22 protein-coding genes are annotated in these 23,411 nt (G+C 53.0%); 11 read left to right on the top strand and 11 right to left on the bottom strand.

Annotated elements, in window-relative coordinates; genetic code table 11:
* Positions 1–336: 336 nt before the first annotated feature.
* Positions 337–660, bottom strand: coding sequence for a hypothetical protein (locus tag QEN32_RS17780; protein ID WP_001101536.1), 324 nt, complete (start codon positions 658–660; stop codon positions 337–339).
* 270 nt (positions 661–930) lie between these two features.
* On the opposite strand from QEN32_RS17780, the gene yacL reads away from it, so the two are divergent.
* The 5 genes from yacL to QEN32_RS17755 all read left to right on the top strand — a co-directional run bounded on the left by yacL (position 931) and on the right by QEN32_RS17755 (position 5,499).
* Positions 931–1,293 carry a protein YacL gene (yacL, locus tag QEN32_RS17775; RefSeq protein WP_000384308.1) on the top strand — a complete coding sequence of 121 codons (363 nt, stop codon included), beginning with the start codon at positions 931–933 and terminating at the stop codon, positions 1,291–1,293.
* Between the two features lie 234 nt (positions 1,294–1,527).
* On the top strand, positions 1,528–2,481 hold the full coding sequence (locus tag QEN32_RS17770) for a 2-keto-3-deoxygluconate permease 1 (RefSeq protein WP_001022089.1): 954 nt from the start codon (positions 1,528–1,530) through the stop codon (positions 2,479–2,481).
* Complete coding sequence (locus QEN32_RS17765; RefSeq protein ID WP_000782192.1) at positions 2,478–3,749, top strand: D-threonate kinase; 1,272 nt, start codon at positions 2,478–2,480, stop codon at positions 3,747–3,749. The genes QEN32_RS17770 and QEN32_RS17765 overlap by 4 nt, the downstream gene beginning before the upstream one ends.
* Positions 3,739–4,722, top strand: coding sequence for a D-threonate 4-phosphate dehydrogenase (locus QEN32_RS17760; RefSeq protein WP_000448749.1), 984 nt, complete (start codon positions 3,739–3,741; stop codon positions 4,720–4,722). Before QEN32_RS17765 ends, QEN32_RS17760 begins: the two co-directional genes overlap by 11 nt.
* Before the next feature lie 9 nt (positions 4,723–4,731).
* Positions 4,732–5,499: a DeoR/GlpR family DNA-binding transcription regulator gene (locus QEN32_RS17755; RefSeq protein ID WP_000678254.1), complete on the top strand. Its 768-nt coding sequence runs from the start codon at positions 4,732–4,734 to the stop codon at positions 5,497–5,499.
* 29 nt (positions 5,500–5,528) lie between these two features.
* On the opposite strand, the gene speD is transcribed toward QEN32_RS17755, so the two are convergent.
* From speD to QEN32_RS17740, 3 genes are all read right to left on the bottom strand, one after another.
* Positions 5,529–6,323 (bottom strand): adenosylmethionine decarboxylase, encoded by a 795-nt coding sequence (gene speD / locus QEN32_RS17750; RefSeq protein ID WP_000734276.1) that lies wholly within the window; start codon positions 6,321–6,323, stop codon positions 5,529–5,531.
* 20 nt (positions 6,324–6,343) lie between these two features.
* Positions 6,344–7,204, bottom strand: coding sequence for a polyamine aminopropyltransferase (gene speE / locus QEN32_RS17745; RefSeq protein ID WP_000829968.1), 861 nt, complete (start codon positions 7,202–7,204; stop codon positions 6,344–6,346).
* Positions 7,205–7,310: 106 nt separating this feature from the next.
* A complete protein-coding gene (locus QEN32_RS17740) occupies positions 7,311–7,658 on the bottom strand; it encodes a YacC family pilotin-like protein (RefSeq protein ID WP_000846613.1) in 348 nt (115 codons plus the stop codon).
* Positions 7,659–7,859: 201 nt separating this feature from the next.
* On the opposite strand from QEN32_RS17740, the gene cueO reads away from it, so the two are divergent.
* On the top strand, positions 7,860–9,470 hold the full coding sequence (cueO, locus tag QEN32_RS17735) for a multicopper oxidase CueO (protein WP_265321997.1): 1,611 nt from the start codon (positions 7,860–7,862) through the stop codon (positions 9,468–9,470).
* Between the two features lie 77 nt (positions 9,471–9,547).
* Here cueO and QEN32_RS17730 read toward each other — a convergent pair whose 3' ends face one another.
* Positions 9,548–11,938 (bottom strand): pyrroloquinoline quinone-dependent dehydrogenase, encoded by a 2,391-nt coding sequence (locus QEN32_RS17730; RefSeq protein WP_000829732.1) that lies wholly within the window; start codon positions 11,936–11,938, stop codon positions 9,548–9,550.
* Positions 11,939–12,143: 205 nt separating this feature from the next.
* On the opposite strand from QEN32_RS17730, the gene hpt reads away from it, so the two are divergent.
* The gene (gene hpt, locus QEN32_RS17725; RefSeq protein WP_000683342.1) at positions 12,144–12,680 is read left to right on the top strand and encodes a hypoxanthine phosphoribosyltransferase; all 537 of its coding nucleotides are present in this window, start codon (positions 12,144–12,146) and stop codon (positions 12,678–12,680) included.
* Positions 12,681–12,737: 57 nt separating this feature from the next.
* Here the strand turns inward: hpt and can are convergent, their stop codons facing one another.
* Positions 12,738–13,400, bottom strand: coding sequence for a carbonate dehydratase (gene can / locus QEN32_RS17720; RefSeq protein ID WP_000651591.1), 663 nt, complete (start codon positions 13,398–13,400; stop codon positions 12,738–12,740).
* 108 nt (positions 13,401–13,508) lie between these two features.
* On the opposite strand from can, the gene QEN32_RS17715 reads away from it, so the two are divergent.
* Together QEN32_RS17715 and QEN32_RS17710 are read left to right on the top strand one after the other, a co-directional pair.
* Complete coding sequence (locus QEN32_RS17715; protein WP_000150628.1) at positions 13,509–14,435, top strand: ABC transporter ATP-binding protein; 927 nt, start codon at positions 13,509–13,511, stop codon at positions 14,433–14,435.
* Positions 14,432–15,202, top strand: a complete 771-nt coding sequence (locus tag QEN32_RS17710) for an ABC transporter permease (RefSeq protein WP_000983418.1) — start codon at positions 14,432–14,434, stop codon at positions 15,200–15,202. Before QEN32_RS17715 ends, QEN32_RS17710 begins: the two co-directional genes overlap by 4 nt.
* 113 nt (positions 15,203–15,315) lie before the next feature.
* Here the strand turns inward: QEN32_RS17710 and QEN32_RS17705 are convergent, their stop codons facing one another.
* Genes QEN32_RS17705 through QEN32_RS17690 form a run of 4 tightly spaced genes read right to left on the bottom strand, consistent with a single transcriptional unit; the run spans position 15,316 to position 20,238 of the window.
* Positions 15,316–16,392: a fimbrial protein gene (locus QEN32_RS17705; protein ID WP_183049858.1), complete on the bottom strand. Its 1,077-nt coding sequence runs from the start codon at positions 16,390–16,392 to the stop codon at positions 15,316–15,318.
* Positions 16,393–16,400: 8 nt separating this feature from the next.
* On the bottom strand, positions 16,401–18,947 hold the full coding sequence (locus QEN32_RS17700) for a fimbrial outer membrane usher protein (protein WP_023209225.1): 2,547 nt from the start codon (positions 18,945–18,947) through the stop codon (positions 16,401–16,403).
* 26 nt (positions 18,948–18,973) lie between these two features.
* Positions 18,974–19,657: a fimbrial biogenesis chaperone StiB gene (gene stiB / locus QEN32_RS17695; RefSeq protein ID WP_001086402.1), complete on the bottom strand. Its 684-nt coding sequence runs from the start codon at positions 19,655–19,657 to the stop codon at positions 18,974–18,976.
* 47 nt (positions 19,658–19,704) lie between these two features.
* Positions 19,705–20,238, bottom strand: coding sequence for a fimbrial protein (locus QEN32_RS17690; protein WP_061424200.1), 534 nt, complete (start codon positions 20,236–20,238; stop codon positions 19,705–19,707).
* A gap of 369 nt (positions 20,239–20,607) precedes the next feature.
* On the opposite strand from QEN32_RS17690, the gene QEN32_RS17685 reads away from it, so the two are divergent.
* The gene (locus QEN32_RS17685) at positions 20,608–21,048 is read left to right on the top strand and encodes a PTS sugar transporter subunit IIA (RefSeq protein WP_000901958.1); all 441 of its coding nucleotides are present in this window, start codon (positions 20,608–20,610) and stop codon (positions 21,046–21,048) included.
* Positions 21,049–21,109: 61 nt separating this feature from the next.
* Positions 21,110–22,339 carry a polysaccharide deacetylase family protein gene (locus QEN32_RS17680; protein ID WP_033903668.1) on the top strand — a complete coding sequence of 410 codons (1,230 nt, stop codon included), beginning with the start codon at positions 21,110–21,112 and terminating at the stop codon, positions 22,337–22,339.
* A gap of 1 nt (position 22,340) precedes the next feature.
* Here QEN32_RS17680 and QEN32_RS17675 read toward each other — a convergent pair whose 3' ends face one another.
* Positions 22,341–23,405: a fimbrial protein StkG gene (locus QEN32_RS17675; RefSeq protein WP_001804770.1), complete on the bottom strand. Its 1,065-nt coding sequence runs from the start codon at positions 23,403–23,405 to the stop codon at positions 22,341–22,343.
* Between the last annotated feature and the right edge of the window lie 6 nt (positions 23,406–23,411).

Below are 23,411 nucleotides of genomic sequence, written 5' to 3'. Positions count from 1 at the left end.
CGCCCATTGCTGGAGCTCAGTTGAAAAGCGCTTATCAAGTAGCCAACAATTTCATGACAACGACCCGGATGATAAGGAAGCGTCTGAAAGACTAGCAGGCGTCGGCGTGGGCAGGGTATTGATGATTTCTGAAAAAACGCCAGAGGGACACCGGGCTGGTAATGCTATAACTGGATGAGGGGCAGCCATTTTTAATGCCTGCGCTCTTCCGGCACATAATAAAAGTTCATCTAAACGGCGCGCTGCCTGATGTGAAATTTGTCGTCGAGTTTTCGCTTAACGAAGATTAAGTGAATGTAAGCGTGATGGATGATGGACATTTCCTTGCGGCAACGCCTATATCCCCAGCACTTCCGGCACCAGCTCTTCCAGTTGCCTGACCAGTTCAGGGTCCATATAGCGGTAGTCATCGGGGATATCGAGTACGTGCAGGGGCTTATTTTCAATAATACGACGATATTCAGCCATCAACCGATCTTTATGTTTCTGCTCCATAACGCAGATAACGTCAGCCCACTGAAGTAACCCGCACGACACGCTTTTTTTGGCGTTGCGGCTGGTGCCGGCGGAACGGACGCTAAGGCCGGGATAGCGGCGGAACACCTGCTCCGCCGTGGGGCTGCGCCATTGATTACGGCTGCATATGAAAAGCACATTCATTAAATAAATACTCTTCCAGATCGCGCTTCGCTAACGGCGAGTTTGTCAGTCGTGGAGACTCAATACCCCACGGTGCGGCACGTAGCACTTTGTCGGAGCGCGTGTAGATATATTGAAGCGCTAGAGTGACTTTCTGTATGAATAATAAACCGTTTTGGCATTTTTATTTTATCTTTTGTGCGCCCCGCTGTTTTTCTTTCACCGTGCTGCGATAATTACCTCAAGGCGCAATGCGGTATTGGCGCATTGCCAGGGCAGAGGAAAACAATTATGGATTACGAATTTCTGCGCGACGTTACCGGAGGGGTAAAAGTACGAATGTCGATGGGCCACGAGGTGGTCGGTCACTGGTTTAATGAAGAGGTTAAAGACAACCTCTCGCTACTGGATGAAGTAGAACAAGCCGCGCGTACGGTCAAAGGCAGCGAACGCTCCTGGCAACGAGCAGGGCATGAATACACGATCTGGATGGACGGCGAAGAAGTGATGATTCGCGCCAATCAGCTGGATTTTTCCGGCGATGAGATGGAAGAGGGGATGAGTTATTACGATGAAGAGAGTTTATCCCTGTGCGGCATGGAGGATTTTCTGCGGGTCGTCGCCGCGTATCGGGAATTCGTCAGTAAAGCCTGACCCTCTCTTCGTTATTGTCCCGCAACGCCAGTCGACGGACAGTTGGGGGCGGTAGTGGAAACGAAATCACCACACATTCCAGCCGGGAGTATCCCGGCTTTTTTATTGCAGAATGATTTTTTGATTTTTATTAATCATTTTAAAACTGTGATCTGACGCGTTTGTGATCTTAATTTGATTGAATATAATCGTTATGATTTTATTCAATCACAACAAGCAACAGGCGGTAAGACCATGAACATCAAAAAAGCAATAGAGCGCGTACCCGGCGGCATGATGGTCGTACCGCTCGTTATTGGCGCAGTCATTAACACCTTCGCCCCGCAGGCGCTTGAGATCGGCGGTTTTACCACCGCCTTATTTAAAAACGGCGCGGCGCCGCTGATTGGCGCTTTTCTGCTGTGTATGGGAGCCGGTATCAGTGTGAAAGCTGCGCCCCAGGCGTTATTGCAGGGCGGGACGATTACGCTCACTAAGTTGCTTGTCGCCATCGGGATTGGCCTGGGCGTGGAGCATCTTTTCGGCGCGGAGGGTATTTTTGGCCTGAGCGGCGTGGCGATTATCGCGGCGATGAGCAATTCGAATGGCGGACTTTATGCTGCGTTGGTAGGCGAATTCGGCAATGAGCGCGACGTCGGCGCTATCTCTATTTTGTCTCTTAATGATGGCCCTTTCTTTACGATGATTGCGCTGGGCGCGGCAGGGATGGCGAACATTCCCATTATGGCGCTGGTGGCGGTGCTGGTTCCGCTGGTTGTCGGCATGATCCTCGGCAATCTTGATCCTCATATGCGCGATTTTTTGACCAAAGGCGGCCCGCTGCTCATTCCTTTCTTTGCTTTTGCGCTGGGGGCGGGCATCAACCTGGAAATGTTACTGCAAGGCGGACTTGCCGGAATTCTGCTCGGCGTGCTGACAACGTTCGTTGGCGGTTTTTTTAATATTCGCGCAGATCGTCTGGTTGGCGGAACTGGCATTGCCGGGGCGGCGGCCTCCAGCACCGCGGGTAATGCCGTTGCGACGCCGCTGGCTATTGCGCAGGCCGACCCTTCGCTCGCCGAGGTGGCCGCTGCTGCCGCTCCGCTGATTGCCGCCTCGGTGATCACCACGGCAATCCTGACGCCAGTGTTGACCTCCTGGGTTGCGAAAAAACAGGCGCGTCAGGCTTCTTTGGAGAAAAACGCATGAAAATGATAGTTATCGCCGACGATTTTACCGGATCGAATGATACCGGCGTCCAGTTGGCGAAGAAGGGGGCGAGAACGGAAGTCATGTTGAGCGCGTCGCAAAAACCGTCCCGCCGCGCCGATGTGTTAGTCATTAACACCGAAAGCCGGGCGATGCCCGCAGATCAGGCGGCATCTGCCGTTTATGCCGCGCTTTCGCCGTGGTGTGAGACATCGCCAGCGCCGCTGGTGTACAAAAAAATCGACTCTACATTTCGCGGCAATATCGGCGCCGAAGTGACGGCGGCCATGCGCGCCAGTCAGCGAAAACTGGCCGTTATCGCCGCCGCGATCCCTGCGGCCGGACGCACGACGCTTGAAGGAAAATGTCTGGTTAATGGCGTCCCGCTACTGGAAACCGAATTTGCCAGCGATCCGAAAACGCCCATTGTCTCTTCCCGCATTGCCGAGATAGTGGCGTTGCAAAGTGAGATCCCTGTGTATGAAGTCTTTTTGCAGGATGTCCGACGCGGTGGGTTAAGCGCCTTACTTACGGCTTATGCGGCTGAGGGCGAAGGGATTATCGTCGTGGATGCGGTGGAAGAGCGGGATCTGACGTTGATTGCGCAAGCGGCGTGCGAACAACCGTCGATGCCGCTGCTCGTCGGCGCAGCTGGTCTGGCGAATGCGTTGCCGGTTGAACTTTTTATGCAAGACCGGCAGCGGCTGCCGGTGCTGGTGGTGGCCGGTTCGATGAGCGAAGCCACGCGACGTCAGGTGGATAATGCGCTGTGCCGGGGACGTGCGGAGGTCGTGGATATCGATGCCGCGCGCATGGTGTCGGATAGCGCGGAACAGGAAATCGCGTCTGTCGTAGAGCAGGCCTGCGCGCTGTTAAGTCAGCATCGACATACGATTTTACGCACCAGCCGTCGCGCAGAAGATCGACAGTTAATCGACGCGCTGTGCGAAAAATCCGCGATGAGCCGTCAGCAATTGGGCGAGCGACTGAGCCAGCGGCTTGGCGTCGTCACGTTAAACATTATCGAGCAGGCGCGGATTGGCGGGCTGTTTCTGACCGGCGGCGATATCGCTACCGCCGTCGCCGGCGCGCTTGGCGCTGAAGGTTATCGCATTCAGAGCGAGGTGGCGCCCTGTATTCCCTGTGGAACGTTTGTAAACAGCGAAATTGACGATCTGCCGGTCATTACCAAAGCGGGCGGATTCGGTTCAGACAGTACGTTGTGTGACGCGCTTTATTATATTGAGGAGATGTATTGTGGAGACTAAAACCGTTGCCATTACTATGGGCGATCCCGCGGGCATTGGGCCGGAAATTATTGTTAAAGCGCTAAGCGAAGACGGTCTCAACGGCGCGCCGCTGGTGGTTATTGGATGCCTCGCAACGTTGAAACGTTTACAGGCGAAGGGCATCACGCCGAACGTCGAGTTACGGGCCATTGAACGGGTCGCCGAAGCGCGTTTTGCGCCCGGCATCATTCATGTGATTGATGAGCCGCTGGCGCAGCCGGAGGCGCTGGAGGCCGGGAAAGTTCAGGCGCAGGCGGGGGATTTAGCGTATCGCTGCGTGAAGCGCGCCACCGAGTTAGCGTTACGGGGCGACGTACAGGCTATCGCTACCGCGCCGCTGAATAAAGAGGCGCTGCATCTGGCGGGGCACAACTATCCGGGCCATACCGAGCTGCTCGCGACCCTGACCCATAGCCGCGATTACGCGATGGTACTTTACACCGATAAACTAAAAGTGATTCACGTTTCAACGCATATCGCGCTACGTAAATTCCTTGATACGTTAAGTACCACGCGTGTCGAAACGGTGATTGGTATTGCTGATACTTTCCTCAAGCGTGTGGGTTACGTTAAACCGCGTATCGCCGTGGCAGGCGTGAATCCTCATGCGGGCGAGAATGGCCTGTTTGGCGATGAAGAGACGCGTATCCTGACGCCAGCCATTACCGATGCCCGTGCAAAAGGTATGGACGTTTATGGGCCGTGCCCGCCGGATACTGTATTTCTCCAGGCTTATGAGGGGCAGTATGATATGGTGGTGGCGATGTATCATGACCAGGGGCATATCCCGTTGAAATTGCTTGGCTTTTATGATGGCGTGAATATCACCGCGGGGCTGCCGTTTATTCGGACCTCTGCCGATCATGGCACCGCATTTGATATCGCCTGGACGGGAAAAGCAAAATCTGAGAGCATGGCCGTATCGATCAAACTGGCAATGCAACTGGCATAATTCCCTGTTATGAAAGGACAACACCGTCTGGATCTCATTGTGGCGTATCTGAAAAACCATACGCTGGTTACGGTAGAACAGCTGGTTGAGGCGGTTGACGCATCGCCAGCCACTATCCGTCGCGATTTGATCAAGCTGGATGAGCAGGGCGTGATCAGCCGTAGTCATGGCGGCGTGGCGCTGCGGCGTTTTGAACCCGCCCAGCCCACCACCAATGAAAAACAACTGCGATCGCCCGCTGAAAAACGGGCGATCGCACGCGTTGCCGCATCGCTGGTGAATGCTGGCGATGCCGTCGTGCTGGATGCCGGTACGACAATGATGGAACTGGCGAAATGCTTAACCCATCTTCCGCTGCGGGTCATCACCGTCGATCTGCATATTGCGCTGTTTTTAGCTGAGTTCCGGCAAATTGAAGTGACGATTGTCGGCGGTCGTATCGATGACAGCAGTCAGTCCTGTATCGGTGAGCATGGGCGTAAGCTGTTGCGCAGCGTGTATCCGAACATCGCGTTTATGAGCTGTAATTCATGGGGGGTAAAAACGGGCGTGACGACCCCAACGGAAGATAAGGCCGGGCTTAAACAGGAGATTATTGCTAATGCGCAGCGCAAAGTGTTGCTGGCGGACAGCAGTAAGTATGGCGCGCATTCGCTCTTTAATGTGGTGCCGCTTGAGCGCTTTAATGACGTGATTACCGACGTCAATCTGCCGCCGTCAGCGCAGGTTGAACTGAAAGGGCGCGCTTTTGCGCTAACGCTGGTGCAGCCGGAGTGACAGCGCCGTCAGGCGCTGCCAGTGGTGAATCAGACCGCAGAAATATTGCGGCCGTAGTAAATCTCGCGCATCTCTTTCCACAGCGCGGCAGTGATCTCCTGGCGTTCGGTTTCAGTGAGATCTTCCGGTTTGGTGTGAAACATGTAGTGCTTAAGATCGAACTCTTTAAGCAGCATCTTGGTATGGAAAATATTTTCCTGATACACGTTTACATCCACCATGTCATACAGCGACTTCATATCTTCCGACATAAAATTCTGAATAGAATTAATCTCATGATCGATAAAGTGCTTCATACCGTTGACGTCGCGCGTAAAGCCGCGCACGCGGTAATCGATGGTGACAATATCGGACTCTAGCTGGTGGATCAGGTAATTGAGCGCTTTTAGCGGTGAAATCACCCCGCAGGTTGACACTTCGATGTCGGCGCGAAAGGTGCATAGCCCGCCTTCCGGATGGCTTTCCGGATAGGTATGCACGCAGATATGGCTCTTATCGAGGTGTGCCACCACGGTTTCCGGCAGCGGGCCGGGATGTTCGGTTTGATCGATAAGTTTCGGGTCGATCGGCTCTTCGCTCACCAGAATCGTGACGCTGGCGCCCTGGGGTTCATAATCCTGACGGGCGATGTTCAGGATGTTCGCGCCGATAATGGAGCAGGTCTCCGACAGGATCTCGGTCAGTCGGTTGGCGTTATAGAGTTCATCGATATAGGCGATATAGCCATCGCGCTCTTCTGCGGTTTTGGCGTAGCAGATATCGTAAATACAAAAACTCAGGCTTTTCGTCAGATTGTTAAAGCCATGCAGTTTCAGCTTTTTCAATTTTTATCACCTCCTTAACATCACTGTGCGGACAGTGCGTCATGTAGATATTGCGGTAGCGCAAATGCAGCGGCATGAATAGCCGGGTTGTAATAGCGACATTTGAGGCCGGCGGCATGAAAACGCGCCTGAATAATTTCGCTCGACAGGTGACGAAGAGCGTCGTTGTCCGTCGCCCAGGCGAAGGTCATAATGCCGCCGTAATAGGTCGGAATCGCCGCCTGGTAGAAGCCGACATCGCTGAAGTAATGACTCAGCTTGCGGTGGCTGTCGAGCGCTTCATCCTGTTGCAGAAAGCACACGCCGTTCTGGGCGACAAAAATGCCGCCCGGATTCAGGCAACGCTTACAGCCTTCATAAAAGGCGGAGGTAAACAGGCTTTCGCCGGGGCCGATCGGATCGGTACAGTCGGAAATGATCACATCAAAGGTCTGATGGGTCTGATTGACGAAATTCACGCCGTCGTCGATCACCAGCGTAAAGCGCGGATCGTCGTAGCTGCCGGCATTGTGGTTGGGTAAATACTGGCGGCAAAACGAGACTACGCCAGCATCGATCTCCACCATAGTGATGGTTTCGACGTTTTTATGCCGGGTGACTTCACGTAGCATTGCGCCGTCGCCGCCGCCGATAATCAGAACGTGTTTCGCATGACCGTGCGCCAGCAGCGGGACGTGGGTCATCATTTCATGATAAATAAACTCGTCGCGTTCGGTGGTCTGTACCACGCCGTCCAGCGCCATCACGCGGCCAAAAGCGGCGTTTTCAAAGATGATTAAATCCTGGTGATCGGTTTTTTCATGATACAGAACGTTGTCTACGGCAAAGTACTGACCAAACTGGTCGTGTAGCGTTTCATGCCACATCGTATTTTCGGCCATTGGCTGATACCTCCATTGTTAACACCCGTAAAAAAAGGGCGCAACATCATAGCTAACAATGACCGTGGATGCACGGTCATTATTTCAGCAATAGGATCGCGGAGGATTATTTAACGTAGGCTAACAGGCTCAGAGAATCGCGGGCCAGAGCTTTGCATTTTTTAGCGACCGGAATACCGATGCCGCTAAGATCGCGGTAGCTGTCTTCGCCCAACGATTTCATATCGAAGGTGTCGTAGTTACTCAGGTCCCACTGATTTTGCTGGGCAAAAAAGACCAGCGCACGGCGAATCTGACTGTTGGGTAAATTTTGGTAACCACAGTCATTTTTCAGAAAAACGAAAACCGCCGTTAAATCGGCCATATCTTCAGCTTCGGATTCAGTAAGCGCATAGCTATTTGCGCATAAGGCCATCAGGCTGCCAAACAACACGGGTCTGAAAAACGTCTTCATTGCTTCTACCACGGCATCAGGGAAAGTCAACGTTAGCATACTGAGAACGTAGCGACGACTTTTATTATTAGAATTGGCCGCGGCGTTTTCATTCTTATTGTATTGCTGTCAGGAATGGTAAAGACGTGTTGCTGGCTTGACCTTCCCGTTAGGGCAGGGTCTAAGCTTAGACACCCGCCTGTTCATTATAAGGAAATGATTATGTTACGCCGTGATTTCTTAAAATATTCAGTGGCGCTGGGGGTTGCATCAGCGCTGCCGCTGTGGAGCCGCGCCGCTTTTGCCGCCGAACGTCCCGCGTTGCCTATTCCTGACCTGTTAACGGCAGATGCGAGCAACCGTATGCAGTTAATTGTTAAAGCCGGACAGTCGACATTCGCCGGTAAGAACGCCACAACCTGGGGCTACAACGGTAATTTGCTGGGGCCAGCGGTACAGCTTCACAAAGGAAAAAGCGTGACCGTTGATATCCATAACCAACTGGCCGAAGACACGACGCTTCACTGGCATGGTCTGGAGATTCCGGGCATCGTCGACGGCGGTCCGCAGGGGATTATTCCCGCTGGCGGAACCCGCACGGTGACGTTTACGCCGGAGCAACGCGCCGCGACCTGCTGGATTCATCCGCACAAACACGGCAAAACCGGGCGCCAGGTGGCGATGGGCCTTGCCGGGCTGGTGCTGATTGAAGATGATGAGATTCGCAAATTGCGCCTGCCGAAACAGTGGGGCATCGACGATGTGCCAGTGATCATTCAGGACAAACGCTTCTCCGCCGATGGCCAGATTGATTATCAACTGGATATTATGACCGCCGCCGTTGGCTGGTTTGGCGATACGCTGCTGACCAATGGCGCTATCTATCCGCAGCATTCCGCGCCGAAAGGCTGGCTACGTCTGCGCTTGCTAAATGGCTGTAATGCGCGTTCGCTGAATATCGCCGCCAGCGATAATCGCCCGCTTTATGTGATCGCCAGCGACGGCGGCCTGCTGGCGGAGCCGGTGAAAGTCACCGAACTGCCGTTATTAATGGGCGAGCGTTTTGAAGTGCTGGTGGATATCAGCGACGGGAAAGCCTTTGATCTGGTGACCCTGCCGGTCAGCCAGATGGGAATGGCGATCGCTCCGTTTGATAAACCGCATCCGGTGATGCGTATCCAGCCGCTGCGGATTACCGCCTCCGGTACGCTGCCGGATACGTTGACGACGATGCCGGCGCTGCCGTCGCTGGAAGGGCTGACGGTGCGCAACCTGAAACTGTCGATGGACCCACGCCTTGATATGATGGGGATGCAAATGCTGATGAAGAAATATGGCGCTCAGGCGATGAGCGGCATGGATCATGACAGCATGAACGCGCATATGCAGGGCGGCAATATGGGGCATGGCGAGATGGATCATGGCAACATGGATCACAGTGGGATGAATCATGGCGCGATGGGCAATATGAATCACGGCGGAAAATTCGACTTCCATAACGCTAACTTTATCAACGGCCAGGTCTTCGATATGAACAAACCGATGTTCGCGGCGCAAAAAGGCCGACATGAACGTTGGATCATTTCCGGCGTGGGCGACATGATGCTGCATCCTTTCCATATTCACGGCACGCAGTTCCGTATTCTGTCAGAGAACGGCAAAGCGCCAGTGGCGCACAGAACGGGCTGGAAGGATACGGTACGCGTTGAGGGCGGTATCAGCGAAGTGCTGGTCAAGTTCGATCACGACGCGCCGAAGGAACATGCCTATATGGCGCACTGTCATCTGTTAGAACATGAAGATACGGGAATGATGTTAGGATTTACGGTCTAATCGATGTCTACGACACAGGCCGGGTAAGGCGAAGCCGCCACCCGGCATAATGCCCGGCATACGCCGGGCATTAATGGTTATTTCGCGTCGTCAGGCAAAGCATAGGCCACGATATAGTCGCCCATCTTCGTACCAAACGAACCGTGGCCTCCGGCAGAAACGACCACGTACTGCTTACCGTTTACCTCATAGGTCATCGGCGTTGCCTGGCCTCCGGCGGGTAAACGTCCCTGCCACAGTTTTTCCCCGTTGCTCATGTTATAAGCGCGCAGGTAGTTGTCGGCGGTCGCGGCGATAAACAGCACGTTACCGGCGGTTGAGATTGGCCCGCCGAGCATGGGCATCCCCATGTTGAACGGCACCGGAACCGGCATCGGGAACGGCATACTGTCGCGCGGCGTCCCTATACGTTTCTTCCACACGATTTCATTGGTCTTCAGATCCAACGCGGAAATATAGCCCCAGGCCGGTTGTTTACACGGCAGGCCAAACGGCGAAAGGAACGGATTCAGCGTGACGCCGAACGGTACGCCGTACTGTGGCTGAATACCCGCTTCTGTTCCGGTACCTTTCGCGTCTTTCGGCGGTTCCATTGGATTGCCAGGGCCGCGTGGGATCAGTTTCGAGACAAACGGCAGCGCCATCGGGTTAGCGATAGCGACCTGACGGTCTGGATCGACGGAAATACCGCCCCATTCAAACATCCCCAGGTTGCCAGGGAATACCAATGTCCCCTGCTCGGACGGCGGGGTGAAGATACCTTCATAGCGCAACTGGTGGAACATAACGCGGCACACCAGTTGGTCGAACATGGTCGCGCCCCACATATCCGCGCCGGAGAGATCTTTTTTCGGGCGGAAGGTTAAATCAGAGAACGGCTGAGTTTTGGCGACGTAATCGCCTTTTGCCGCGCCCTGCGGGACCGGTTTTTCCGGAGCGGGCACGACCAGCTCGCCATTACGTCTGTCGAGCACAAAGATATTACCGGTTTTCGCTGGCGCATAGATAACCGGAACGGTAGTACCGTCAACGGTAATATCTGCCAGCGTCGGCTGTGCCGGCAGGTCCATATCCCACAGATCGTGATGGACGGTCTGATAACTCCAGGCCAGTTTCCCGGTGGTGGCATTCAGCGCCAGGATGGAGCTGGCATAACGTTCCTGCTCCGGCGTGCGGTTACCGCCCCAGATATCCGGCGTGGTCACGCCCATCGGCAGATAGACCAGATCCAGTTTCGCATCATAGGCGGCAGGCGCCCAGGAGTTCGGCGAGTTAAAGGTAAAAGCGTGCTCATCGGCTGGAATCGCGTTCGGATCTTTCGCCCCCGGATCGAAGGCCCACAGTAGTTTACCGGTATTAACATCAAAACCACGGATAACGCCGGACGTTTCGCGGGTAGAGAAGTTATCCGTGACCGAACCGGCAATGACAATCGTTTTATCGGTGATAATCGGCGGCGACGTCGGTTCATACAGTCCCGGCGTGGTGTCCGGCATATTGGTTTGCAGATTCAGGACGCCTTTATTGGCGAAGGTTTCACACAGCTTGCCGGTTTCGGCATTCACCGCGAAAAGGCGACCGTCATTGACCGGAAGGATAATGCGGCGCGGACAGTCGGCGATGACCTCCGGCGAGGCGGTATCCGCTTTGGCCTCATGATAAGAGACGCCGCGGCAGGTCACATGCTGGAAAGACGAATCGGTCTTCAACTGAGGATCAAAATGCCACTTCTCTTTACCGCTGGCGGCGTCCAGCGCGAACAGTCGCTGGTGAGCTGTACACAGATAAAGCGTATCGCCGACTTTAATCGGGGTCACTTCGTTGGTGATTTCGCCCGGATCGTTGGGTTGTTTCAGATCGCCGGTGCGGAAGACCCACGCTTCTTTCAGTTGGTGAACGTTATCCGCAGTGATCTGTTTCAGCGGCGAATAGCGTTGGCCTTCCTGATTACGTCCATAGGCCGGCCAGTCTTCGTCGGCGATCGACGAGCTTGTTGCGGCGGGCGTGGCGTCGGCGCGAAGCGTACCGTTGATCTCCTGCGGGTCGTTGAAGCCAGCCCAGGTCAGAATGCCGCCGCTAATCAGCAGCGCCACGACCAGTGCCGCTACTGCGCCGCTGGAAGGAACCACCAGCCGATGCCAGACAAACGGCAATATTAGCCAGATGCCGAAAAACACCAGGATATCGCTACGCGGCGTGAGCGCCCAGAAGTCGAACCCGACTTCCCACACGCCCCAAATCATTGTCGCCAGCAGCAGGGCGGCATACAGCCACAGCGCGGCACGTTTACTGCGCCATAGCAATCCGGCCACAACCAGCATCACGAGGCCCGCGATGGGGTAGTACCAGGAACCGCCAATAGCAACCAGCCAGACACCTCCGATAAGAAGATACAGCCCACAAAGTGCTGCAAAGAGGGCCGTCAGCGTCACGAGTAATCGTGGCGATCGTGCGTTATTTTCTGCCATAAAAAGACACCATCCCAAATTGTTAATTTTTTAGTAGCAATTAAGTATAGGAATTAACATGTGTGATCGTCATCACAAAATGAGCTTTCTTATCAAATGCCGCGAATGAATACGTTTGCTGTTATACTGCGTGCCTTGCGCGTCAATGCGGCGTTATTAGTCACCGGCATTGAGTGATTTGTTTTTAAATCATATGGTTATAAATATGAAACATACTGTTGAAGTCATGATCCCCGAAGCGGAGATCAAAGCACGTATTGCCGAGCTGGGTCGTCAGATTACTGAACGTTATAAAGACAGCGGCAGTGAAATGGTGCTGGTAGGTCTGTTGCGTGGCTCATTTATGTTTATGGCGGACCTGTGCCGTGAAGTCCAGGTTCCTCATGAAGTCGATTTTATGACCGCCTCCAGTTATGGTAGCGGCATGTCCACCACCCGCGATGTGAAAATCCTCAAAGATCTGGATGAGGATATTCGCGGTAAAGACGTGCTGATTGTCGAAGACATTATTGATTCCGGTAATACGCTGTCGAAGGTCCGTGAAATCCTGGGCCTGCGCGAGCCGAAATCGCTGGCGATTTGTACGCTGCTGGATAAACCGTCTCGCCGCGAAGTGGACGTGCCGGTTGAGTTCGTTGGCTTTTCGATTCCGGACGAATTTGTAGTCGGTTACGGTATCGACTACGCCCAGCGTTATCGCCATCTACCGTATGTTGGTAAAGTGGTGCTGCTGGACGAGTAAGCGCAGAAATGCCGGATGGCGTCGCTAAAGCGACTTATCCGGCCTATAGCTAATGGCTTATTGGTGGGGAATGTATTTCAGACTTAGGGCGGAGATACCCTTATGATAGCCGTTCTCCAGCGTTTCTCTGTTGGTGGCGGTGACGTCAAGATCGCGCAGCAGGCCATCATTGATACTGTACGCCCAGCCGTGAATGGTCACATTCTGCCCGCGTTTCCACGCTGACTGCATAATGGTGGAATGCCCCAGGTTATAGACCTGCTCCATGACGTTCAATTCATAGAGCGCGTCCAGACGTTGCTCTTCGGGCATTTTTCCCAACAGCGAGCTATGTTTAAGCCAGATGTCGCGGATATGCAGCAGCCAGTTATTAATCAAGCCCAGCTCAGGGTTTTCTACCGCAGCCTTGATACCGCCGCAACCGGAGTGGCCGCAAATGATAATATGCTCAACTTCCAGAACATCAACCGCATACTGAACCACGGAGAGACAGTTCAGATCGGTGTGAATAACCAGGTTAGCCACATTACGGTGAACAAACAATTCGCCCGGTTCAAGCCCGGTTAAACGCTCTGCGGGAACGCGGCTGTCGGAACATCCAATCCATAGAAAGCGCGGTTTTTGCGCTTGCGCCAGTTTCTCAAAAAATCCGGGGTCCTCTTCCACCAGCATTTTTGACCATAGTGCATTGTTGCTGATGAGTGTATCTATGTCTTTCATGGAAGTTAACGACCTGTAACCAAATAAGTGCGTTGGGCTAATATAGGGCAACTCCGTAGTTATTTAAACCATATATAAAGTGTAAGAACGTAAAGTAAGTGAGAATTTATGACCATTGCGCTGGAACTTCAACAACTTAAAAAAACCTATCCCGGCGGCGTTCAGGCGCTGCGCGGCATAGATTTGCAGGTCGAAGCGGGGGATTTTTACGCGCTTCTGGGGCCAAATGGAGCAGGGAAATCGACCACCATCGGTATTATCAGCTCATTGGTTAATAAAACGTCCGGGCGCGTTAACGTTTTTGGTTATGACCTGGAAAAAGATGTGGTTAACGCCAAGCGACAGCTTGGACTGGTACCACAGGAATTTAACTTTAACCCGTTTGAAACGGTGCAGCAGATCGTAGTGAATCAGGCCGGTTATTACGGCGTGGAACATAAAGAGGCGGTTTTACGTAGCGAAAAGTATTTAAAACAGCTCGATCTGTGGGAAAAACGTAGTGAACGCGCGCGGATGCTCTCCGGTGGGATGAAACGCCGCCTGATGATCGCCCGCGCATTGATGCATGAACCTAAGCTATTGATTCTCGACGAGCCGACGGCGGGCGTCGATATCGAATTGCGTCGCTCGATGTGGGGATTCCTGAAAGACTTAAACGCCAAAGGCACCACCATTATTCTCACCACCCACTATCTGGAAGAGGCGGAAATGTTGTGCCGCAATATCGGTATTATTCAGCACGGAGAGCTGGTGGAAAATACCTCCATGAAAAATCTGCTTTCAAAGCTGAAATCGGAGACGTTTATTCTGGATTTAGCGCCAAAAAGCCCGCTACCTAAGCTTACGGGTTATCAATATCGTCTGGTGGATACCTCGACTCTGGAGGTGGAAGTGTTACGCGAGCAGGGGGTTAACAGCGTCTTTAGCCAACTGAGCGAGCAGGGGGTACAGGTATTAAGTATGCGTAATAAAGCCAACCGTCTGGAAGAACTGTTTGTGTCGCTGGTGCATGAAAAACAAGGAGATCGCGCATGATGCAGCTTTACTGGGTTGCCCTTAAAAGCATCTGGGCGAAAGAGATCCACCGCTTTATGCGGATCTGGGTGCAAACGCTGGTGCCGCCCGTCATCACCATGACGCTCTATTTTATTATTTTCGGCAACCTGATTGGTTCGCGCATCGGCGAAATGCATGGTTTTAGCTATATGCAATTTATTGTGCCGGGCCTGATTATGATGGCGGTCATTACTAACTCCTACGCGAATGTCGCGTCGTCATTTTTTAGCGCCAAGTTTCAGCGCAATATTGAGGAGCTGCTGGTCGCGCCGGTACCAACGCACGTGATCATCGCCGGATTTGTCGGCGGCGGCGTAGCGCGCGGGCTGTGCGTGGGGATTCTGGTGACGGCGATTTCGCTCTTTTTCGTGCCTTTCCAGGTGCATTCCTGGGTATTTGTCGCGCTAACGCTGATTCTGACCGCGATTCTGTTCTCGCTGGCCGGACTGCTGAACGCCGTGTTTGCGAAAACCTTTGACGATATCAGCCTGATCCCGACCTTTGTGCTGACGCCACTAACCTACCTCGGCGGGGTATTTTACTCGCTGACGCTGCTGCCGCCGTTCTGGCAAGGGCTGTCGCACCTGAACCCAATCGTCTACATGATCAGCGGCTTCCGCTACGGCTTCCTGGGTATCCATGATGTGCCGCTGGTGACGACGTTTGGCGTACTGGTGATCTTTATCGCCGCTTTCTACCTGCTGTGCTGGTCGCTGATCCAGCGTGGGCGCGGGTTGCGCAGTTAAGCGTTGACAGGGGCGTTGGGTTGCGCTTCGCTTCACCCCATCTACGGGGCCGTAATATCAATGGGTTACGGGGCTGTAGGTGGGGGGAGGCTTGCTGAAACCCAACGCTTCTCTCAGCGAATCTGAATCTCCAGCGTGGCGGTAGCCTGGTATTCTCCGGTGTGGGGAACATGTCCGGTGGTATTGACCGGCGCGGCGGTGAACTCGGTGCTGCCTTTACCGTCTGTGTAATCTTCAATCGGCAATTCGGCGCTGCCGCCGGGAACGATGGTCTTATCGTATTTATCGGAAATCCGTATCCCTAAATTCTCATTGTCGGTTTTCAGGTATTCCGGGTTGTGCGGATCGGTTTCTCCGTTCAATGACATTGACAGGTTGGTGCCGTCCGCCACGTTGCTACAGGTAAAGTTTACCTGAGTGGTGACGTGCGAGTTCTGCGGACTGTCGCCGAGATTACGAATATCTTTGCCCTCAATATCCGGCAGCCTGACCTCGATAACCTGCCCGGCGTTGATGGAACAGGACTGCGGCACGGTAATAGTTCCGGACATGGTGACGTGCGCGACAGGGGGAACGGCGGGGGGAATATTATCTCCGCTGCTGCCCGGCGTTTTTGATAAATAGAGATTCATGATCGTTGTTTGCGGGATCGAGATTTCACCGACCAAAGGATGAGTAATATAAATCCTTACCGTGCCTTTATTGCCCGCCGTCATTGATTTCATTTCTGCATCGCCACAGCCGCCTGCGGAACTATCCTCATTGCTGATTGAGGAAAACGGGACAGGAATATTCTGGTTCAACTTCCCGGCTACATACGCTTCGGTGCCAATTTCCAGTTTGCCTGCCACGAGGACATAGTAATCCATATGTCCGTAGTATCGCGTCTCGCTGTGCGTGCCTTTCTGCGTCAGATCGCCGGTGGTCGCGGTGAAATAGTTGTACCCGCGATAATCACTGTTATCGCAGTCGCATTTAGCCGAATATTCTCCGCCAGCTGACCAGTGCTCTTCAACGATGGTTCCCGTCTGGTTCCCATCCGTATCGGTAATGGTTTGATTAAAACTAAAAGGAAAATTATGCGTGCCGTTGGTGGGTTGACACCAGCCGCTTCCGTTGCCCATCGTTCCTTCTGCCAGCGCATGGCCTGAAAATAGCGACAGCGCCAGCAGTATCCATAAATTCTTCATTGTGTTCCTCACTGGCAGACGGCGTTCGCCATCACGATGCCGTTCATATTTTTGCTGATATCCAGGCGGTAATCCGCACGGCAAGAGGCGCTTCCCCAGTTCACCAGTAGCAGGCCCTCTTCCGGCAGGCCGCTGAGGAAGACCTGGCCTTTATCGCCGACGATACTGGCCAGGTTCGCATCCTGCCCATCGACGCTTGCCGTCGCGCCAAAGGGCACGGGCTCGCCATTGCTGCGCGTCAGCGTTAACAGCACGCGATAGCCCTTATGCGTGTCATACGCCGCGCGCACCACCGCATTACGCGTCGGGTAGACAGTCTGGTTGTTGAGCGGAATATCCACGTTGTCGGCAAACGTGCTGCTGTCGAGCGAGATATCGTAGCGATAATACGGCGTGACGTTGGGGATCACCGTATAACCCCGGAAGTCGGTGGCGACGCCGGTCTGGTTTTCAACCGAAACGCCGCTGGCGCCGGGCGCTTTAATTAAAATCGCCGCGCCGGTAATCGGCTGGCTCAGGGTAATACCGTTTTCGTGCGCCAGAATGCCGCCGCTGATGCCGTAGCTGACCTGTTGGCTATCTGGCGACTGATTGTAACCGGCGTTGAGATTGGCATAAGTGCCTTTGTAGCTGGCGTTTACCCCGCCGGAATCACCGTCTTGTGTGCTGTGGCTCTGCTGTAACGACCAGTTCAGGTTTCTGTCACGCAGCGCGGTGCCGCTAAGGGTGGTGCTGTTCACCGTGGCATCGTGCTTACGCGTGTTCAGCATATAGCTGGCGTATAGCCTGGAATCGAACACCGTAAACGGAACGTGCAGCGACAACGTGAACAGCCGATCGTTCTGGTTATAACGATCGTCGTCGTTGTCATCATCGTCATTGTCCGATCGGTACTGGTAGGTGTTTTTGTTATAGCTGTAGCTCAGCGAATAGCTCACCGGACCCCAGCTATTGTTGTAACTGGCGCTCAGAGACTCCATCTGCTGCGCGCTGTGCCAGTAATCTTCTTTGACCCAACTTAGCGTTAAGGAACCGAGCGTATCGCTAATTTGCTGGTTGACCGAGGCTTCGAAACGATTATGGCGCTTGCCGTAGTTATCATAAAAATCGTCGTCCGGGTTGATCACCTCGCTCAGCGAATTGTAGTTTTCGCTGGCGTAACGATAGCCGGCCAGCGAAAACGTGGTGCCCGTACTGACGACGCCCTTGCTGTAGCGGACGCGCCAGGATTGCCCGATTTCTTTGCGGCCATCGTCAAATTTGGCGTGCGACCAGATGCCGTCCAGGGAAATGGCCCCCAGCATCTGCATATTTTGCCCGACGCCGAAGGCGACGGACTGGTATTTATCGCCGGCAATCTGGCTGCCGCCGTACAGGGTGATGCCCCACGGCAGGCCGTACAGCAGGGTTGCCTGGCCGAAGTCGTCCAGCGTGTGGTTGTTATAATCGCGGTATTTACCCACGGTCACGCTGTATTTTGCCCGTCCGGTGCGCTGCAGAATCGGCAGCGAAGAGTAGGGCACGATAAAATGCTGTTCGCTGCCGTCGGCTTCTTTTACCGTTACGTCATAGTCGCCGTTGCTGCCGGTGGGAAACATATCGTTGATTTCAAATTCGCCCGGCGAAACGGCGGTCTGATAGGCGATATAGCCGTTTTGCCGCACGATAACCTGCGCGTTTGAGCGGGCGATGCCGCGAATCGTCGGGGCGTAACCACGCTGGCTGTTGGGCTGCATTTGATCGTCAGAGGTGAGCTGGAGGCCGCGAAAAGGTACGCTGTCGAACACGTCGGATGGCGTATTGCTGTCTCCGGCGGTGAACTGGCTTTTCAGCGCGATAATGTCGCGCTGTAAATAGTTATAAACGCTGTTCCAGCTACCGCTCTCGCCGTTATTTGAACTCCAGTTACTGTAGTTGCGAAAACGCCACGGCCCGAGGTTAAAACCCGGCTGGAGAGCGAGATACTTCGATTCCGCATCGTCGGAATCCTCACTGGAACCGTACTCTTTATAGCCGCTGAAACTGTAGTTCAGCATTAGCGCGGTAATCCCCTCCTGCCACTTTTCCGGCGGCACGTAGCCGCGCGCGTTGTTGGCGATGTAGAGTTGCGGGATGCTTACTGATAATGTCTGTTGCTGAAAATCAAACCGCTGGCTGGCGCCGGGGATAACGCTGAGATCGACGCAGCCTTTTTCACTCTCCAGGGTTGGAAAAAGGTCGGTTTTGACGCTGTTATCTTTTAGTTCCTGGAGCCGTAAACAGCCCTGTAATGCCTGTTGACCGTCACTGAGCGTCGTGAGTTGAAAATCAACGTTTCGCGCGCCGATTTCTGTTTTATTGATATTGATAGTGACGTAATAGGTGCCTGGCAGCTGGCTTTTGTCGTTATCAAATGTCGACAGATCGACGCTTGTGCGACTCGCCTGCCCATGGTTTTCAATAAATGCCGGATTGAAATAGTCGCGCGCCCATGCAACGTGTGCGAACGTGCTGCCCAGCGCGATACACACAGCGCAGCGCGATAAATAAAATACCCGGTGTTGCCTTTTGCGCATCGGCACTCTCATCCCTGTCACTCTTCTCAAGGCGTTTGTTTATGTTCGGGGCCAATACCGCCAAAATCGTTGATGATAGACCAGACAATCGGGCCGCTGGCGGCGGCAGGCAGCGTATACTGCGCGTTGCCGAAAGGCGCCACATAGCGCGGGGCTTTCACTTTTTGACTGCCAACGGAAAGGGTGGCGAAGTTCATATAATAGGGCGTGGGGTTCTTCACGGTGAGCGTGCGACCCTGACGCGACCACGTTAACCGATCGGCAACCTCTTCTGGTTTTTGGGTTAACGCTTTTGGCCGGTAAATCAGCTTAAATTCCGCTTTAACGGCCAGCATGAGTGTGTTGTGTTTATTGTCCGGATTGCTGCTGGGAATCGATTTAATATCCAGCCAGTACAGCGACTCGCGATCTTCCGGCAAATTGCCGCCGGTACGGATAATTCGTAGTACGTTCTTTTGCCCGCCATTAAGGCGAAAAAGCGGCGGGGTGACCATAAACGGCGCATCGCCGCTCGCCCCGGTTTCGCTGATCGATTGCGCCCAGGACTGAATTAAATAGGGAACGTTGTCGTTATTGCTTATCGATATGGACGCATCTTTGGCATCGCCGTGAAAAATAACCCGCGTTGTGCCGATGTTTATCCCTGCGGCATGCGCCAGCGAACCGCACAACAGGCAACAAAGCAACCCTGCTTTAGCCAATGAATTCATTGATGACCTCAATAAACAAAGGGGCCAGCCGACGCTGGCCGCCAGGATCAGTTATATTGCAGATAGAATGTTGCGGTTGCATCGACCGTTCCCGACTTAACGGGAACCGCGGTGGAGATATAGCGGGCGGTGAAAGGCATTGAGAGTTCCGTCACCCCCTCTGTGAGCGCGACTGCGGCAGACCATGCCTGAAGATCGTTAAAGGTCATAGGGGTGCTAGATTTATCAAGAATTTGCACGCCAATATTCTCAGCATCATCCTCATTTTTCAGGATGGTCGCATCGGTTCCGTCGAGTGTGCCTTCAAAGCGCGCCTGTACACTGCTGTAGACGTTTGCGTCGCAGTTTTCGAGTTCGATGGTGAAGTCTGTATCCCCTGCCGTCTGCCCTGCGGCAGTGAAAAGAGAGGCAAATTCTTCCTGTAATGTCACCTCTACTGAATCCGTTTTTACCGTACAGGCGTTTTGCTTAATGAGGCCGGTGATATGTACGGTGCCGTCTTTGGCGGTGTCTGCCAGCGCGGCGGGGGAGAGGGTGATGGCAGCCAGTGCCACAGTGAGTGTTTTTAAGGTAAGTTTCATTATCTTTGATCCTTTAAGATATTATAAATATTGACATAGTAACAATATCTATAGTGTGGGAAGTTATTGTTCTTTTTATTGCCGAATGAGTAAATATAATGTCCGATGATTTTTGCGGCGCGAAGAAAAATTCAGAATACATAAATATGAAATATTTATAATATATATTTAATCAATTATTTTGGTGAGTGTTTGTTTAATTGAATCGCCGTGATTACCCTTTAATGGGCCAGATTCTATGAAGGCTGTTAACAATTTTAAAAATAATGCAAATTTTTTTGAATAAAAAATGATCGTGGTCATAGTGTATTGTCGGCCAAAAAAACATGCTGACATCATGCAGGATTGGAGCTCAATGGAGGAGAAGTTATGCTGGGATGGGTCATTTCCTGTCATGACGATCGGGCGCAGGAAATGCTCGAAGGTCTTGAAAAGAAGTATGGGCCGTTGGCGCAGTGTCGGGCGGTCAATTTCTGGCGTGGGTTAAGCGTAAATATGCTCAGCCGCATGATGTGTGACGCCCTCCATGCCACCGACTCCGGTGAAGGCGTGATATTTTTAACCGACATTTCCGGCGCGGCGCCTTATCGTGTAGCGTCGCTGATGAGCCATAAACATTCTCAATGTGAAGTTATTTCCGGTGTCAGCTATTCATTGATGGAGGAAATGATTCCCTGGCGAGAGTCAATGAGCAGTTCAGCATTTCGCGACCAGATTGTCGCGCTTGGCGCGCCGGATGTCACCAGTCTCTGGCATCAGCAGCAGAAAAATCCGCCTTTTGTATTGCTGCATGATTCGTATGAGTTTTGATCAATACCATTGACGACGCTTTTGCTACAATAACGGCGTTTTTTCGTCTTGGTTATGATATATGGTTATGCGCGTTGTTCTTATCTTGCTGTTTTTTTTCGCCGGTAATGTGTTGGCTGCCTTGCCCGCTCGTTATATGCAAACGACGAAAGATGCCGCCATCTGGTCGCAGATTGGCGACAAAATGGTGACCGTAGGGAATATCCGCGCCGGACAAATTCTTTCCGTAACGCCTGTTGCGGCTGATTATTATGCCTTTAAATTCGGCTTCGGTGTGGGGTTTATCGATAAAGGCCATCTGGAATCCGTGCAGGGAAAACAAAAAGTGGAAGATGGCCTGGGCGATCTTAACAAGCCGCTCAGCAATCAGAATCTGGTGACCTGGAAGGACACGCCGGTGTATAACGCGCCGGACATCAGTAGCGCCCCGTTTGGCGTATTGGTGGATAATTTGCGTTATCCCATTATTAGCAAGCTGCAAGGCCGGCTACACCAAACCTGGTATCAAATCCGTATTGGCGACAGGCTGGCTTATGTCAGCGCCATGGATGCGCAGGAAGACAACGGCATTCCGATTTTGACCTATCATCACATCTTACGTGATGAAGAGAATACTCGTTTTCGCCATACGTCCACCACGACTTCGGTTCGGGCATTCAGCAACCAAATGACCTGGCTTCGCGATCGCGGCTATGCCACGTTGACGATGTACCAACTGGAGGATTACATCCATAACCGCGCGAATTTCCCGGCGCGCGCGGTGGTTATCACCTTTGACGATGGCCTTAAATCGGTGAGTCGCTATGCGTATCCGGTATTAAAGCAGTACGGTATGAAAGCGACGGCATTTATTATCTCATCGCGTATTAAGCGCCATCCGCAAACATGGAATCCCAGGTCGCTGCAATTTATGAGCGTGTCCGAATTGCGCAAGATAAGCGACGTTTTTGATTTTCAGTCGCATACCCACTTTTTACACCGGATAGATGGGCATCGTCGCCCGATTTTATATAGCCGCAGCTACCATAATATTCTGTTTGATTTTGAACGCTCGCGGCGGGCGCTCGCACAGTTTACTCCGCACGTATTTTATCTTTCTTATCCCTTTGGCGGTTATAACGCGACCGCGATCAAAGCAGCAAAAGACGCCGGTTTCCATCTGGCGGTCACCACGGTGAGAGGGAAGGTGAAGCCGGGAGATAATCCGATGCTGCTCAAAAGGCTGTATATTCTGCGCACGGATTCGCTGGAAACCATGTCGCGGCTGATCAGCAACCAGCCGCAAGGGTAGTTTACTCGTAGGTTACCTGGAAGGTGACAGACGATCCGAAAATACCGGGTGTCACGGCCTCCGTCCCTGTTTTGACCAGCTTTGCCTTAAAGTTGGCGTTTACTGAGGTCACCGGCCTCCCGATTATCTCGCCCACGGCAATGACTTCTGGCGTACTGTCGGCATGAATTTGCGGATAGGCCGGTGAGCTTATTTTTACACCGACGCCGCCAGCCGCGGTAACGCTTGAGTTGCTGGTAATCGAGTTGGTGAACAGGTTCTTATCCGCATTGGTATATGAGGATTTCGCCACGAACGAGACTTCAATCGTCCCGGTACAGGTTCCGGTAATCTGAAAAGGCACTTCGGTGGTCTGATCTTTCTCCAGGTCGCTTCGGTACCAATCACCTAAATTCACGGTGGTGGGCGCGGTAAGAATACAGGTCGGTTCGGAGAATGGAATGTTAAACATCATATCAGAAATGGTGATTAGCGGGCGAGGATGGTCAGACTCAGAACCTACGGGGTCTCCGAGAACAATGCGCCCCAATGGGCCGCCGATTGAGCTAATAAAACCGACTCCTGAAGGCACGCCATTAAAGCCGGGCATCTGGTAGATTTCCATCACGGCGTACCATTTTTTTTCATGGTCGAAATAGCCTTCGTTGTCGTCAGCATAAGCGGTCATATAATATTGACCGGAATTGACGGGAAACCATCCGGTAATGCCTTTCCCTGCGGGGTATAACCCAATGGCATACGTAATGCCGGGTATATTGGTGCGAAACAAGGCCTTACCGTCGACATACCCTTCAAGTAAGGTGTTGTCCGTCATCTGGTAGATGTTCTCTCCATCATCCCCCACTGCACAGTGGCTATGCATTTCCGGCGTTAATTCCATCGTAATACCGCTAGCCAGCAGCGTGGCGGTTTGCACCGAGGGGTGAAAGGTAATGATTGGTTGAACGCCTGGCGACATTATCTGTCGTGTATCGCCATTGTAAAATTTACATTCCATAGCACCATAGGCTGCGCCGGATGCGCTCAACAATAACAGTGCGGCCAGATAAGGGGATAGCTTCATCATAAATCC

The organism is Salmonella sp. SA14318, assembly GCF_029866905.1.
Lineage (GTDB): Bacteria > Pseudomonadota > Gammaproteobacteria > Enterobacterales > Enterobacteriaceae > Salmonella > Salmonella enterica.
Note: the sequence above shows the minus strand (reverse complement) of the source record. Positions and strands in the feature narration are given on the sequence as shown.

What these genes read in the sequence shown, in the direction of transcription:
- QEN32_RS17780 (WP_001101536.1), bottom strand. Translation starts at nt 660, where the DNA reads ATGAATGTGCTTTTCATATGCAGCCGTAATCAATGGCGCAGCCCCACG.
- yacL (WP_000384308.1), top strand. Translation starts at nt 931, where the DNA reads ATGGATTACGAATTTCTGCGCGACGTTACCGGAGGGGTAAAAGTACGA.
- QEN32_RS17770 (WP_001022089.1), top strand. Translation starts at nt 1,528, where the DNA reads ATGAACATCAAAAAAGCAATAGAGCGCGTACCCGGCGGCATGATGGTC.
- QEN32_RS17765 (WP_000782192.1), top strand. Translation starts at nt 2,478, where the DNA reads ATGAAAATGATAGTTATCGCCGACGATTTTACCGGATCGAATGATACC.
- QEN32_RS17755 (WP_000678254.1), top strand. Translation starts at nt 4,732, where the DNA reads ATGAAAGGACAACACCGTCTGGATCTCATTGTGGCGTATCTGAAAAAC.
- speE (WP_000829968.1), bottom strand. Translation starts at nt 7,204, where the DNA reads ATGGCCGAAAATACGATGTGGCATGAAACGCTACACGACCAGTTTGGT.
- QEN32_RS17740 (WP_000846613.1), bottom strand. Translation starts at nt 7,658, where the DNA reads ATGAAGACGTTTTTCAGACCCGTGTTGTTTGGCAGCCTGATGGCCTTA.
- cueO (WP_265321997.1), top strand. Translation starts at nt 7,860, where the DNA reads ATGTTACGCCGTGATTTCTTAAAATATTCAGTGGCGCTGGGGGTTGCA.
- QEN32_RS17730 (WP_000829732.1), bottom strand. Translation starts at nt 11,938, where the DNA reads ATGGCAGAAAATAACGCACGATCGCCACGATTACTCGTGACGCTGACG.
- hpt (WP_000683342.1), top strand. Translation starts at nt 12,144, where the DNA reads ATGAAACATACTGTTGAAGTCATGATCCCCGAAGCGGAGATCAAAGCA.
- can (WP_000651591.1), bottom strand. Translation starts at nt 13,400, where the DNA reads ATGAAAGACATAGATACACTCATCAGCAACAATGCACTATGGTCAAAA.
- QEN32_RS17715 (WP_000150628.1), top strand. Translation starts at nt 13,509, where the DNA reads ATGACCATTGCGCTGGAACTTCAACAACTTAAAAAAACCTATCCCGGC.
- QEN32_RS17710 (WP_000983418.1), top strand. Translation starts at nt 14,432, where the DNA reads ATGATGCAGCTTTACTGGGTTGCCCTTAAAAGCATCTGGGCGAAAGAG.
- QEN32_RS17705 (WP_183049858.1), bottom strand. Translation starts at nt 16,392, where the DNA reads ATGAAGAATTTATGGATACTGCTGGCGCTGTCGCTATTTTCAGGCCAT.
- QEN32_RS17700 (WP_023209225.1), bottom strand. Translation starts at nt 18,947, where the DNA reads ATGCGCAAAAGGCAACACCGGGTATTTTATTTATCGCGCTGCGCTGTG.
- stiB (WP_001086402.1), bottom strand. Translation starts at nt 19,657, where the DNA reads ATGAATTCATTGGCTAAAGCAGGGTTGCTTTGTTGCCTGTTGTGCGGT.
- QEN32_RS17690 (WP_061424200.1), bottom strand. Translation starts at nt 20,238, where the DNA reads ATGAAACTTACCTTAAAAACACTCACTGTGGCACTGGCTGCCATCACC.
- QEN32_RS17685 (WP_000901958.1), top strand. Translation starts at nt 20,608, where the DNA reads ATGCTGGGATGGGTCATTTCCTGTCATGACGATCGGGCGCAGGAAATG.
- QEN32_RS17680 (WP_033903668.1), top strand. Translation starts at nt 21,110, where the DNA reads ATGGTTATGCGCGTTGTTCTTATCTTGCTGTTTTTTTTCGCCGGTAAT.
- QEN32_RS17675 (WP_001804770.1), bottom strand. Translation starts at nt 23,405, where the DNA reads ATGATGAAGCTATCCCCTTATCTGGCCGCACTGTTATTGTTGAGCGCA.